Annotated in this window: 11 protein-coding genes; 9 read left to right on the top strand and 2 right to left on the bottom strand. The window is 68.8% G+C overall.

Translation table 11 applies throughout. The features are described 5' to 3' along the window. Positions 1 to 246: 246 nt before the first annotated feature. Both EGM71_RS11745 and EGM71_RS11740 read right to left on the bottom strand, forming a co-directional pair. Positions 247 to 1,767 (bottom strand): thioredoxin family protein, encoded by a 1,521-nt coding sequence (locus EGM71_RS11745; protein WP_188485072.1) that lies wholly within the window; start codon positions 1,765 to 1,767, stop codon positions 247 to 249. A 119-nt stretch (positions 1,768 to 1,886) separates the two neighbouring features. Continuing rightward, a complete protein-coding gene (locus EGM71_RS11740) occupies positions 1,887 to 2,336 on the bottom strand; it encodes a GNAT family N-acetyltransferase (RefSeq protein WP_188485071.1) in 450 nt (149 codons plus the stop codon). A 66-nt stretch (positions 2,337 to 2,402) separates the two neighbouring features. On the opposite strand from EGM71_RS11740, the gene EGM71_RS11735 reads away from it, so the two are divergent. The 9 genes from EGM71_RS11735 to EGM71_RS11695 all read left to right on the top strand — a co-directional run bounded on the left by EGM71_RS11735 (position 2,403) and on the right by EGM71_RS11695 (position 13,518). Continuing rightward, on the top strand, positions 2,403 to 3,338 hold the full coding sequence (locus tag EGM71_RS11735) for a TIGR03571 family LLM class oxidoreductase (protein WP_188485070.1): 936 nt from the start codon (positions 2,403 to 2,405) through the stop codon (positions 3,336 to 3,338). Between the two features lie 154 nt (positions 3,339 to 3,492). After that, a complete protein-coding gene (locus EGM71_RS11730) occupies positions 3,493 to 3,804 on the top strand; it encodes a DUF3817 domain-containing protein (RefSeq protein ID WP_049403974.1) in 312 nt (103 codons plus the stop codon). A 153-nt stretch (positions 3,805 to 3,957) separates the two neighbouring features. Then, positions 3,958 to 5,154, top strand: coding sequence for an MFS transporter (locus EGM71_RS11725; RefSeq protein WP_188485069.1), 1,197 nt, complete (start codon positions 3,958 to 3,960; stop codon positions 5,152 to 5,154). Continuing rightward, positions 5,151 to 6,344 (top strand): isochorismate synthase, encoded by a 1,194-nt coding sequence (locus EGM71_RS11720; RefSeq protein ID WP_188485068.1) that lies wholly within the window; start codon positions 5,151 to 5,153, stop codon positions 6,342 to 6,344. The genes EGM71_RS11725 and EGM71_RS11720 overlap by 4 nt, the downstream gene beginning before the upstream one ends. Beyond that, the gene (locus tag EGM71_RS11715; protein WP_188485067.1) at positions 6,341 to 7,993 is read left to right on the top strand and encodes a (2,3-dihydroxybenzoyl)adenylate synthase; all 1,653 of its coding nucleotides are present in this window, start codon (positions 6,341 to 6,343) and stop codon (positions 7,991 to 7,993) included. The genes EGM71_RS11720 and EGM71_RS11715 overlap by 4 nt, the downstream gene beginning before the upstream one ends. After that, a complete protein-coding gene (locus EGM71_RS11710) occupies positions 7,993 to 8,625 on the top strand; it encodes an isochorismatase family protein (RefSeq protein ID WP_188485066.1) in 633 nt (210 codons plus the stop codon). Before EGM71_RS11715 ends, EGM71_RS11710 begins: the two co-directional genes overlap by 1 nt. Further along, on the top strand, positions 8,625 to 8,882 hold the full coding sequence (locus tag EGM71_RS11705; RefSeq protein WP_119006391.1) for a phosphopantetheine-binding protein: 258 nt from the start codon (positions 8,625 to 8,627) through the stop codon (positions 8,880 to 8,882). The genes EGM71_RS11710 and EGM71_RS11705 overlap by 1 nt, the downstream gene beginning before the upstream one ends. After that, positions 8,879 to 12,769: an enterobactin synthase subunit F gene (locus tag EGM71_RS11700; RefSeq protein ID WP_188485065.1), complete on the top strand. Its 3,891-nt coding sequence runs from the start codon at positions 8,879 to 8,881 to the stop codon at positions 12,767 to 12,769. The genes EGM71_RS11705 and EGM71_RS11700 overlap by 4 nt, the downstream gene beginning before the upstream one ends. Beyond that, entirely contained in the window at positions 12,760 to 13,518 is a 759-nt protein-coding gene (locus EGM71_RS11695; RefSeq protein WP_188485064.1) for a 2,3-dihydro-2,3-dihydroxybenzoate dehydrogenase, read from the top strand. The genes EGM71_RS11700 and EGM71_RS11695 overlap by 10 nt, the downstream gene beginning before the upstream one ends. The last annotated feature ends 60 nt before the right edge of the window (positions 13,519 to 13,578 follow it).

Raw genomic sequence — 13,578 nt, 5'->3', positions numbered from 1 at the left:
CGTGTTGCAGGTGCGGAGATGGAGTTAAAGGCAAGAGCGACGTGGTAGTGCCGGCCGCTGGCCGGAAATCAGCGAATGTCGGGTTGCCGGCCAGCGACCGGCACTACCAGAACTCGCTCTTCGAACCTCACCGGCGCGCTGATGTGCTGTCCGCGCTAGCAGGAAACCGGCCAGCCCCTTCCCCCGCCACAACCGATATCAACAAAAGCGCCGGCAGGCGAACCAGCCGCCAGCGCTTTGATCAACTCAACTCAACCAGTCCTTGCACGCGCCATCCACCTGCTCGCCGCAGGCCTGCTGCATCCGCTGCTGCAGCCGCGCCAGCGTCTCCGCGCCCTGGTGCTTGCCGCTCCACGCCTTCAGCTGCCCGGCCAGGCGCTCGAAGCGCTGGCGGGTGCGTTGGTGGTAGCCCGACGGTTGTGCTTCCAGTTCGGCGATCAGCGAGGCGGTGGCCTGCTCGATGCGCGGCGCGTCGTCCGGCGCCAGCTTCAGCAACCCTTCCACGTACAGCACGCCCCATTGCACGCGGGTGGCCTGGCCCTGCGCACCGTCGTAGGCACGCTTCAGCCACTCCAGCGCCCCGGCGGTGTCGCCGCGCTGCTCGGCCAGTTCGGCCAGCTCGGGCATGTAGTAGTAAGGCTGCTCGCTGCGCTTCAGTTCGGCCAACAACAGTGCCTCGGCACCCGCGTCGTCACCGACCTCGCGCAATGCGTACACCGCACTGCTGATCGTCGCCTGGCGTGCGTGCGCATCGGTAGCGGCGGCATCGGCAGCGGCCACGCGCTGCTTGACCCGATCAACCAGGGCCGAGGGCAGTGCGCCCTTCGGCTGCTGCTGGCGAGCCAGCGACACTTCGGTCAACGCACGCGACAAGGCGTCGTCGGCGCGGTCGCCGCGTTCGGCGTCTGCCCGCTCCAGCGCGACCAGCAGCTGCTGCCCGAGCGTATTGCTGGTGGCCGGGCCGGCGCTGGCCTGTTTGACCAGCGAGGCGCCCGCGTAGCCCAGCAGTTCACGGTTGCGACGGACCTCGGCAGGTTGCGCCAGCACCGCCTGCAGCAATTCACGCACCTCGGTGGGCGAGCTGGCAGGCGTGTCGGCGGTGGCCAAGGCCAGCAGCGCGAAGCGGCGCTGCAGGGCGGCATCCGGTGCCGACCTGGACAGCTGGCGCAACACATCCTGGCTCTTGCGCTCGCCGGCCAGGCGGTTGGCGTCGACTTCCCAGCCGTAGTCACCCAGCACCTGCCAGTCTTCGGCGGCCACTCTGTCCGGCGTGGCCAGGGCGGTCGCCAGGGTGGCGGCGATTGCGCTGCGGCGCCCGGCGGCGACGGTCAGCGCTCGGGTCAGTTCGGCAGCATCGTTGCCACCGGCCACGCGGGTCAGTTCATTGCGCTGTGGGTCCAACACGATCAGCGTCGGATAGCCGCGCACCCCGAAGCGTTCGCCCCAGGCCTGCGCACCTTCCTCGTCGCCATCCAGGTAAACCGGCACGAATTTGCCGGTCAGCGCGATGAAGGCCGGGTCCTTGAACAGGCCCGCCTTGAGCTGGTTGCATGGCGGGCACCAGACGGCGCCCCAGTACAGCAGCACCGGCTTGCCGCTGTCGGCGGCTTCGGCGAAGGCATCATCGACGTCGCCGTGGCGCCAGGCGATTCCCTTGGCCGGCGCAGGTGCCTCGGCGGAGTTGGCGGTGGAAACCGGGGCCGGGGAGCAGGCGCTCAGCGCCGAAGCCAGCAGCAACACGGAAAGCGCGACGCGCATCGGCAGCATCTCGAAGGGCAGGGTGACAGGGCATTGTAGGAACGCGCGGGGAACCCGCTGATTCAGTTTGCTTATGACGGGCATGCGGCAGGGCATGACGGCCGCCGCGCATTGCCGCGCGGATGCCTTCAGGCCGCTGCCCGCACCATCTGCTGATATACCAACCCGTTAAACTCGCCGACGTCACCGTCCAGTGCGAAGCCATAGCGCAGGTAGGTCGGCACCGCATTGAGCGAGGCGCGCACAGTCAGGACCGGCTCGCGCACCTTCGGCAGCACGGCTACGAACAAAGCATGGCCGATGCCCTGACCCTGGCAGCCGGGATCGACGAACAGCATCGCCAGGTGCCGGCCTTCCTTCAGTTCGACCACGCCAACGACGCGACCGTCCTGCTCGGCCACCAGGATGTGGTTGTCACCGTGCAGGCGCGCGCCGAATGCTTCGGCAGCGGCGACGCTGCCGAAGGTGGCGATGCCGGCCGCGCTGAGCGAAGGCGCGACCGCCGCAGTGAACGCAGCCAGGCACACCGCACTGATCGCGGGCAGGTCATCGATGTGGGCAGGGCGGATCTTCGGCATGCAGTGTTCTTCCCGTGGTGGGCGGCGCGTCATCGTTGCCGCATGCCTGCACGCTAAGCTGCCGGCATGAGTGATTTCAATCCCGCTTACGCTGCGTTGTTTCCGCAACAGGGCCTGAGCCTGGGCCTGATGACGCCGGTGGCGTCGCATGGGCTGGCCGATCCGCGCGAGGCGCGGCGCATCGCGCGGCTGGCCGATGACCTCGGCTTTGCCGCGCTGTGGACGCGCGACGTGCCGCTGATGGTGCCGCAGGGGCCCGATGCCACCGCCAGTGCACTGGACGATCCGTTCCTGTGGCTGGGCATGCTGGCCGCTGCGACCGAGCGCATCGTGATCGGCAGCGCGGCCATCGTGCTGCCATTGCGGCAGCCGCTGCAGGTGGCGAAGTCGGCTCTGAGCCTGGACCGGATCAGCGACGGACGCTTCGTGCTGGGCCTGGGTTCGGGTGACCGCCCGGAAGAATTCGCCGCCTTCGGCGAGGATCTGGAGGGCAGGGCGGCGATGTTCCGTGAGCGCTGGACCTTGTTGCGCGCAGCGCTGTCACCGGAGGCCGGTGAGCGGGCCGCCGTACTGCAGGCGACGGGCGGCTTCGACGTGCTGCCGGCGCCGGCAGCGCGCATTCCGATGCTGGTGGTGGGTACCGCGCGGCAGAGCCTGCAGTGGATCGTGCGCGAGGCCGAAGGCTGGGCCACCTATCACCGCGAGGAAGCCGCGCAGGAAGGTCGCATCGGCCTGTGGCAGCAGGCGCTGGCGCAGCGCGGCGGGCCAGGTAAGCCGTTCGTGCAGTCGATGCTGCTGGACCTGCAGGCGGATCCACAGGCGCCGCCGGAACCGCTGCCGCTGGGCTTGAAGGTCGGCCGCGATGGCCTGCGTGACTATCTGCTGCGCGTGCATGCGCAGGGCGTGGCGCATGTGATGTTCAATCTGGTCGACAACGGGCGACCGATGGACGCGGTGCTGCGCGAGATCGGGGAGCAGGTGCTGCCGCAGACGCTCCGGTAGGTGTCCACCCTGGTGGACACACCGTATCGTTGCCACGGCTGCGCTCGCCGGGGAGGGTCCGGCGCTACCCGCCGGTGTCCGGAACGTTCGCATCTGCGTATCATTCGCATTTGATATCCCGATGCCGGAGCCCCGCGTGACCCAACGTTCCCCCATGCACCCGACCGGACGCCTGTTCGCTGCGGTCGCTTTCATCGAGGCCGTGACCTGGGCCGGCCTGCTCATCGGCATGTGGATGAAGTACGGGCCGATGGCCAACGTGGCGCTGGTGAAGGTGTTCGGGCCGCTGCACGGCGTGGCCTTCCTGGTCTATGTGGCAGTCACCCTGTTTGCGGCGGTGCGCCTGCGCTGGCCGTGGTGGGCCAGTGCCCTGGCCCTGCTGGCAGCCATCCCGCCGCTGGTGACGCTGCCGTTGGAGTGGTGGTTCAAGCGCCGTGGCCTGCTCGGCCTGCGTGCAATGCGCTGAACCCACTGTTGCGTGCCCATTCAAGAGAATGGGTATCAAATGCAAATACGAGCCGTTATCATTTAAGGATGGCATCGGGCCCTGAACAGGGTCGGCGCCGGGTGGGCGCGCAGGTGCGTCCGGCCAATCCTTTCCTGCTACGGCTGGTGTTTCATGCATGCACGTCCCGTCGTTCCCGGCTTGCCGGCGCTGGTGTTGGCTGCCCTGATCGGCACCATGGCGATGATGTCCTTCGTCGCCGTGATCGGCCCGGTGGTCCGCATGCTCGGTTTGTCCGAGTGGCATGCCGGGCTGTCAGTCACCGCCGCAGGCGTGTTGTGGATGCTGGCCGCGCGCCCCTGGGGCCAGCTCAGCGACCGCATCGGCCGCAAGCGCGTGCTGATGCTGGCGATGAGTGCCTACACCGTGGTCTACATCGCGCTGGCGGTGTTCATCGACGTTGCCCTGCAGGCAGTGCCACCGGTACTGGTATCAGTACTGGTGCTGGTCGGTGCGCGTGGCCTGATCGGCCTGTTCTACGCCGCCGTGCCTCCTACCGCAGCTGCGCTGATCGCCGACAAGGCGCCGACCGGCCAACGTGCGAAGTTCCTCGCCCGCCTAGGCAGCGCCAACGCCCTGGGCATGGTGCTCGGCCCGGCCGCCGCGGGCTGGCTGGCCTACACGAACCTGTCGCTGGCGCTGTACGTGGCCGCGCTGCTGCCGTTGCTGGCACTGGCATTGCTGGCCTGGCGGCTGCCGGCGACGCCGCCGGTGGTGGGCGCATCCGCGCAGCGCCGCGCGCCGATGAGCCGCCTCGACTCGCGGTTGCGCCTGCCGCAGTTGGCGGCGTTCATCGCGATGGTCTCGGTGACCATCGCGCAGGTCACGGTCGGCTTCTTCGCGATTGATCGCCTGGGCCTGGGTGCCGCTGCCGGTGCACGCATGGCAGGCATCGCCCTGACCGCGGTCGGTGTCGGCCTGATCCTGGCGCAGGCGCTGGTGATGAAGCTGGAGGTACACCCGCGCCGTTGGATCATTCTTGGCGCGCTCATTTCCGGCATCGGCTTTGCCTCGGTGGCGGGCGTGCAGCAGGCCTGGCAACTGCCTGCGGCCTACGCGCTGGCTGCATTCGGCATGGGCTTCGTATTCCCTTCGTTCCAGGCACTGGCTGCCGACGCGGTGGAGGCGCACGAGCAGGGCGCCGCCGCCGGTACCGTCGCTGCTGCGCAGGGACTGGGCATGGTGGCCGGGCCGATGCTCGGCACGCTGTTGTATCGCGGCGGGCCGAGCCTGCCATACCTGCTGGTCGGCGCACTGCTGCTGTTGCTGTGCGCGCTGACCGCAGCGCATCGGATGAAGGAGACCCCATGAACGATTCCCTGATGCAGGGCGCGTGGCCGGAGGCTGCGGCAGTGCCATTGGACAGCACCGACGACGCGTCGCTGTTCCTGCTGCAGCATGCCGGCCAGCACGTGCACGCACGTGGCTGCCGCGCCGCGTTGCCGGCCGGTGCGCTGGCGACGTTGGCAGAGCGCGTTGCGGCCTTCTTCGCGCAGCAGCGCGGTGGGCCGGGCCTGCTGGTTGGCGCAGTGCCATTCGAACCGCGTGCCGACGACGCGTTGTACCAGCCCGAGCGCCTGCTGCCGGCCCTGCCGTTGCAGCCACAGGCCGCGCCAGCGCTGGAGGGTGCCCTGCAGGCCGAGCCCGCACCGGAGACGTACGCGGCGTCGGTGGCTGCGGCGGTGCAGGCGTTGCGCGCGCCCGAACTGGACCTTCAGAAGGTGGTGCTGGCGCGCAGCCTGCTGGCACGCACGCGGCAGTCACTTTCCCCGGAGGTGCTGCTGGCCCGCCTGGGCGCGGATCCTTCGGTGGCGACCTATGCGGTTCCGCTGCCGGTGGAACTGGGCCAGGCGCCGGCCTGGCTGGTGGGGGCGACGCCGGAACTGCTGCTGCGCAAGCGCGGCGCCGAGCTGCTGTCGCATCCCCTGGCGGGTTCCGCACGGCGCAGTGCCGATGCCGCCGAGGACGAGCGCGCCGCGCAGGCGCTGCTGGCCTCGAACAAGGATCATGACGAGCACCGCCACGTGGTCGAGGCCATCGTCGAGGGCCTGGCGCCGTACTGCAGCCACGTCGATGCACAGCCGCGTCCGGTGCTGCATGCCACCGCCAGCATGTGGCATCTGGGCACCCGCATCCACGCCACGCTGAAGGATCCGCAGACCTCTGCCGCCGCGTTGCTGGCGCAGCTGCATCCCACGCCGGCCGTATGCGGGACACCGATGCTGGCGGCATTGCAGCGCATCCGCGAGCTGGAACCGGTCCCGCGTGGCTTCTATGCCGGCGCCGTGGGTTGGTTGGACGCGCAGGGTGACGGCGACTGGTACGTGGCGATCCGCTGCGCGCGCCTGCAGGGCACGCAGCTGCGCCTGTATGCGGGTGCCGGCATCGTCGCCGAGTCGCACCCCGAGGCCGAGGTGGCCGAAACCGCAGCGAAGTTTGCTGCCCTGTTGAACGCGCTGGGTGTCCATGACTCTCCGCCCGCCATCGAGCCTGCCGCATGAGTGCTTCCGCTGATTCCTCCCGCCTGCCACTGCAGCAGGTGTGGCCCGACGCGCTGATGGCGCGCTATCGCGAGGCCGGTCATTGGCGTGGCGAGACCTTCCCGGCGTTCCTGCGCGAACGGGCGGAACGATTCGCCGATGACATCGCAGTGGTTGCCGGCGACGTGCGCCTGAGCTATGCGCAGCTGTGGCACGAGGCCGGGCGGATCGGTGCCGGCCTGCTGGCGCTCGGCCTGCAGCCCGGAGAGCGGGTGCTGGTGCAGCTGGGCAACACGGCAGGCTTCATCAGCACGGTCTGTGGACTGTTCCGCGCCGGGCTGGTGCCGGTGTACGCGTTGCCGGCGCACCGCATCACCGAGCTGGTGCACTTCGCCAGCAAGGCCGAAGCCAGTGCCTACATCACCACCGCACTGCACGATGGCTTCGATCATCGCGGGCTGGCACGGGCGCTGCAGGCCGAGGTGCCGGCGGTTCGCCATGTGGTGATCGACGGCGATGCGGTGGAGTTCGTCGCGCTGGAGGCACTGCAGGGCGATCGCAGCCAGTTGCCGGCCGATCCGGACCCGCAGTCGGTGGCGTTCCTGCAGATTTCCGGAGGCAGCACCGGGCTGTCCAAGCTGATTCCACGTACCCACGACGACTACATCTACTCGTTCCGCGCGAGCAATGACCTCTGCGGCATCGACCGCGACAGCGTCTATCTGGTCGCCCTGCCGGCCGCGCACAATTTCCCGATGAGTTCGCCGGGCTTCTTCGGCGCACTGTATGCCGGCGCCCGCGTGGTGCTCAGCCCTGGCCCCGGTCCGGATGCGGCCTTCCCGCTGATCGCCCGCGAGAAGGTGACCTGCTGCGGACTGGTGCCGCCGCTGGCGCTGCTTTGGGCGCAGGCGGCCGCCACCAGCAAGCATGACTTGTCCAGCCTCCAGGTACTGCAGGTGGGCGGTGCCAAACTGGTGCCGGAAGCGGCACGACGGGTGATCGACGGCCTGGGCTGCACGCTGCAGCAGGTGTTCGGCATGGCCGAAGGCCTGGTCAACTACACGCGGCTGGATGATCCGGAGGAACTGATCGTGGCCTGCCAGGGCCGGCCGATCAGTCCGGACGACGAGGTGCGCGTGGTCGATGACAATGACCAGCCGGTGGCCGAAGGCGAGGTGGGGCATCTGCTCACCCGTGGCCCATACACCATCCGTGGCTACCACAACGACGCGGTGGCCAATGCGCGCTCGTTCACCGACGACGGCTTCTATCGCACCGGCGACCGTGTGCAGCAGCTGCCCGGAGGCTACCTGGTGGTGCAGGGCCGCGCCGGTGACCACATCAACCGTGCGGGCGAGAAGATCTCCGCCGAAGAGATCGAAGACCATCTGCTGGCGCACCCCGGCGTGTTTGATGCCGCCGTGGTCTCCATTCCCGATGAGTATCTGGGCGAGCGCAGCTGTGCGTTCGTGATCGCGCAGGGCGAGCCGTTCAAGGCACCGGCTCTGAAGTCCTGGATGCGCGGGCGCGGCCTGGCGGCGTTCAAGGTGCCCGACCAGGTCGTGTTCGTCGACAGTTTCGATACCACTGCGGTCGGCAAGATCAGCCGCCGCGAACTGCGCGCGCAACTGCGTGCGCGTCATCTGCAACAGACAGGAGGAACGCGCTGATGGCGCTGCCCCGTATCACCGATTACCCCTTGCCGACTGCCGCAGAGCTGCCACAGGCGCGCGGCCCGTGGCGCCCGAAGCGTGATCGCGTTGCGCTGCTGGTACACGACATGCAGCGCTACTTTCTGGCTGCCTTCGATGCAGGCAGCGCACCGCTGCGGCCGGCAGTGGACAATATCGTGCGCCTGCTGGCGCACTGCCGCGCGCACGGCATTCCGGTGTTCTACACCGCCCAGCACGGTGACCAGGACCGTCGCGACCGTGGCCTTCAGGCCGACCTGTGGGGGCCGGGCATGCGCCGCAGCGCCGACCATGAACCGATCATCGAGGCACTGGCACCGCAGCCGGGCGAGCACGTGCTGGTGAAGCATCGCTACAGCGCATTCCAGCGCAGCAACCTGGAAACGCTGATGCGGGTGCGTGGGCGCGACCAGTTGCTGGTGACCGGCGTTTACGCCCATATCGGCTGCACCGCGACCGTGGTCGAGGCGTTCCAGCGTGATATCGAGGCGTTCATCGCCGCCGATGCGGTGGCGGATTTCTCGCGCGCCGACCACGATCAGGCGCTGCACTGGATCGCGCGCACCTCCGGTGTGCCGATGACCACCGATCAGCTGCTGGAGGTGCTGTGATGGCTGCCACGGGTGAGATGCTGGATCTGGAGCGGATGCGTGCCGACGTGGCGCGCGTTCTGGAATGTACGCCGGCCGAGATCGGTGACGACGACAACCTGATCGATCTGGACCTGGATTCGATGCGCATGCTCGGCCTGGTCCTGGCCTGGGGCAACACCGGCCTGCCGCTGGAGTTCTCGCAGCTGGCCGAACACACCACGCTGCGCCAGTGGTGGGGTGTGGTGCAGACGCTGCAGGCCGCGCAGAACGCATGAACACCGCCGCGCTGGCCACGCCGGTGGCACTGACCGAGGCCCAGGCCGGACTGTGGTTCGCACAGCGGCTGGCACCGGGCAATCCGTCGTTCAATACCGCACATGCAGTGTGGATCGACGGTCCGCTGGATGTGGCCGCGTTCGTCGCCGCAGCAGACCAGGCAGCGGTCGAAGCCCAGGCCTTCGCACTGCGCTTTGCCGAGGGGCCCGACGGCCAGCCGTTGCAGTGGCATGACCCGGCGCACGTGCCGCGGCTTTCGGTGCGTGATGTTTCCGCCGAGGCGGATCCCGCCGCTGCGGCCCGCAGCCTGATGCAGGCCGACCGGCTCAGCGCGGTCGATCCGACCCGCGACCGGATCAGCCAGCAGGTGTTGTTCGATCTGGGCGGACAGCGTTGGGTCTGGTACCTGCGCGTGCATCATCTGGCGGCCGATGGATACGGCATGGCGCTGTTCACTGATCGCGTGTGCGCGGTGTATGCCGGTCGTACCGGTGAGTCCCTGCCGGAGCTGGCGGGCGTGCTGGCCGATGATGCCGCTTATCGTGCCGATCCGCGCCGCGCGCAGGCCGGGCAGTGGTGGCGTGAGCACATGCAGGGCGCACCGGCAGGCGTGGGCCTGGCCGGCACGCTCGCGGCCAGTGACGACGCGCTGCGCTGGGTGCAGCCGCTCGATGTGGCATTCCGTGAGCAGTTGCTGCAGGCATCGGTACGTTGGCTGCAGCCGTGGCCGGATGTACTGGCCGCGCTCGCCGCCGAGTATCTGCGACGGATGAGCGCGGCCGATGAAGTGGTGCTGGGCGTGCCTTACATGGGGCGGCTCGGCAATGCGTCGGCGCGGGTGCCGGCGATGGTGATGAATGTGTTGCCGCTGCGCGTGGCGGCTGGCGAGGGCAGCGTCGAGGCCTTTACCCGTGGGCTGGGCCGGCAGCTCAGCCAGGGTCGCAAGCACGGCCGCTACCGCGGAGAGCAGCTGCGTCGTGATCTCGGTCTGGTCGGCACGCAGCAGCGGCTGCATGGTCCGCTGGTGAATGTGCAGCCGTTCTACAAGCCGCTGGCCCTGCCCGGCGTGCAAGCGGCGCTGCAGGTGCTGTGCACCGGGCCGGTGGATGACCTGACGCTGGGTTTCCGTGGCGATGGCCAGGCGCTGCTGGATCTGGAGATCGAGGCCAATCCCGCGCTGTACAGTCGTGAGGATGTCGAGGCGCACGCGGCGCGGCTGTTGCATTTCGTGTCGGCGGCGCTGCAGGCTGACGATATCGCAGCCGTGCCCCTGGCGACGCCCGAGGAGGCGCAGCAGGTGCTGCAGGAATTCAATGCCACCGCGCACGCGCTGCCGGAGACGACCCTGGTCGAGCTGCTGCAGCAGGGCATGGATCGGGATCCGCACGCGCCGGCGCTGGTGTTCGGCGACACTACGCTGGATTACGCAACGCTGGAAGCGCGCAGTTTCGCGCTGGCGGCACAGCTGCGGGCAATGGATGTCGGCCCGGGCAGCGTGGTGGCGGTGGCATTGCCGCGCTCGCTGGAGCTGGTGATCGCGCTGCTGGCGGTGCTGCGTGCCGGAGCCGCCTACCTTCCGCTGGACCTTGCCCATCCTGACGAGCGGCTGGCACGTATCCTCGCCTCGGCGCAGCCGGTCTGCGTACTGGCTGCGACGGAGGTTTCGGCGCGCATGGCTGGTGTGCCGGTGCTCGCGCCCGAGCAGTGGACCGCGCTGAGCTTCGCGGCGCCGTGGGCCGATCCTGCACCCAGCGATGCGGCCTATGTGATCTATACCTCCGGTTCGACCGGCGAGCCGAAAGGCGTGGTCATCGAACATCGCGCCATCGTCAACCGCCTGCTGTGGATGCGCGAGCACTACGGCATCCGCGCCGATGACCGTGTGCTGCAGAAGACCCCGGCGACCTTCGATGTCTCGGTCTGGGAATTCTTCCTGCCACTGCTGTGCGGGGCCACGCTGGTGGTCGCCGGGCCCGACGCGCACCGCGATCCCACTGAACTGGCGCGTTTGATCCGTGGGCATGGCATCACCACGGCGCATTTCGTGCCGTCGATGCTCGATGCCTTCCTCGCTGCGCCGGCCTCGGCAGGGCTGCAGCTGCGCCGGGTATTCACCAGTGGCGAGGCGCTGGACGCCGCGTTGCGCGACCGCTTCCATGGGCGCATGCACGCAGAACTGCACAACCTGTATGGCCCGACCGAGGCCGCAGTGGATGTCAGCTACTGGCCGGCGTCGGCGCAGGATCATTCGCGGCCGGTGCCGATCGGGTTCCCGGTCTGGAATACCCGCCTGTACGTACTGGACGCCCGGATGCAGCCGGTGCCGGTGGGTGTGGCGGGTGACCTGTACCTGGGCGGGGTGCAGCTGGCACGCGGCTATCTCGGTCGCGATGATCTCACTGCGGAGCGCTTTCTTGCGGATCCTTTCCTGCCGGGCGAGCGCATCTACCGCACCGGCGACGTGGCGCGCTGGCGCCGCGATGGTGCGGTGGAGTACCTGGGCCGCAGCGACCATCAGGTGAAGTTGCGCGGTCTGCGCATCGAGTTGGGTGAGATCGAGGCAGCACTGCGCGAACTGCCCGGCATGGAACGGGTGGAAGTGCTGTTGCGCCAGGATGCTCCCGGCGAAGCGCGTCTGGTGGCGTATGTGCCGACCGCGCTTGCCGATGTCGTGATGCTGCGCAGCCACCTGGCCACGCGCGTGCCGGACTACATGGTGCCCTCGGCATTCGTCGGCGTGGACCACTGGCCGGTGACCGCCAACGGCAAGCTCGACCGCAACGCGTTGCCGAAACCACCACAGCATGAGGTCGCTGGACTGGCACCGCGCACGCCGTTGGAACAGGAGCTGGCGGTGCTGTTCGCCCAGGCACTCGGGCGTGAGGTGCCAGTGGCGGTGGATGCGGACTTCTTCAGTCTCGGCGGTGACTCGCTGTCGGCGGTGCACCTGCTGCTGGCGATCGAGCAGCGCTGGCGCTGCGATCTGGGTCTGGGTGCCTTGTTTGCGCAGCCCACCGTGGCCGCGCTGGCGGTTCGTATTACCGAGCCGCCCGCGCTGGCCGATCACGCACTGGGGCCGGTGATCGCGCTGGCCGCGACCGACGCTGCCGGGCCTACGCCACTGTTCGCGCTGCACCCGGCCGGTGGCATCGCCTGGAACTACCGCACCCTGGCCCGGGCACTGCAGCCGGCACGCCCGGTGTATGGCCTGCAGTCGCCCGCACTGGACGCGCGGCAGCCGCTGCCGAGCAGCATCGAGGCGATGGCCAACGACTACGTACAGCGCGTGGTCGCATTGCAACCGAAGGGGGCGGTGCATCTACTGGGCTGGTCGGTAGGTGGCATCCTCGCCCAGGCGATGGCGGTGCGCCTGCATGAGATCGGCCGCGAAGTCGGCGAACTGGTGCTGCTGGACGCCTATCCCAGCGAGTGCTGGCGGGCCGAGCCGGAACCCGATCCCATCGCCGCATTGCGGGCACTGCTGGCGATTGCCGGTCATGACCCAGATGCGCATCCGGAACTGGACAGCCGGGAACGCATTCTTGCGTTCCTGCGTCGTGGCGGCAGCGCGCTGGGTAGCCTGCCGGACGTCGTGCTGGATGGGGTGGTGCGCGCCGTGACCGGCACCAATCGACTGATCCGCGAACATATCCACCAGCCATTCGATGGCACGCTGATCCACGTGCGTGCGGGGCGTGATCACCAGGCGCGACCACAGCTGCAGTCGGCGCTGTGGCGGACGCATGCGCGCAAGGTGCAGGCGATGGAATTGCCGTTCATGCACGCAGAACTGACCGGGCGCGATGCGGTGGCGCAGCTGGCGCCGTGGTTGTCGGCGCGGTTGCACCAATGGGATGAGCAGCAGGAGATCGCAACATGCAGTTGACCGGTTTCGAGGGCCGCGTGGCGTTGGTGACCGGTGCATCCGGCGGCATCGGTGAGGCGCTGGTACGGCTGTTGGCCGAGGCCGGCTGCACGGTGGTGGCGACCGATCGTGAGGCGCCACACGTGGCCGATACGCGGGTCAGGTCGTTCGCGCTCGACGTGACCGACAGCGCCGCGGTGGACGCCTTGGTGGATCAGGTCGAATCCAGCATCGGGCCAATCGCGCTGGCCGCCAGCGTGGCCGGGGTACTGCATGTGGGCGGTGTCACCGAGACCGGCGATGACGACTGGCGCCGGGTGTTTGCAGTCAATGCCGATGGCGTGTTCCATGTCGGTCGTGCACTGGCGCGGGTGATGTCGCCGCGCCGGCAGGGCGCGATCGTTACCGTCAGCTCGAATGCGGCCGGCGTGCCGCGGCATGGCATGGCCGCCTATGCGGCATCCAAGGCCGCCGCCACGATGTTCACCCGCTGCCTCGGGCTGGAGCTGGCGCCGCTGGGCATCCGCTGCAACATCGTCGCCCCGGGATCGACGCTGACCCCGATGCAGACCGGCATGTGGCAGGACGAACGGGGTGCCGAGCGGGTGATCGCCGGCAACCTGGAGACTTACAAGGCCGGCATTCCGCTGCGCAAGCTGGCCGCCCCCGAGGACATCGCGCACTCGGTGATGTTCCTGCTCTCCGAACAGGCCGGACATGTGGCGATGAGTGACCTGTACGTCGACGGCGGCGCCACCCTGCGCGGCTGAGCCCCGACGGTGGCTACCCGGCAACGGTAGTGCCGGCCGCTGGCCGGCAACCTCAGCCAA

Source organism: Stenotrophomonas maltophilia (assembly GCF_006970445.1).
In the GTDB taxonomy this organism is placed as follows: Bacteria; Pseudomonadota; Gammaproteobacteria; order Xanthomonadales; family Xanthomonadaceae; genus Stenotrophomonas; species Stenotrophomonas maltophilia_AU.
The sequence above is the reverse complement of the archived record's forward strand: the minus strand, read 5'-3'. Positions and strand labels throughout refer to the sequence as shown.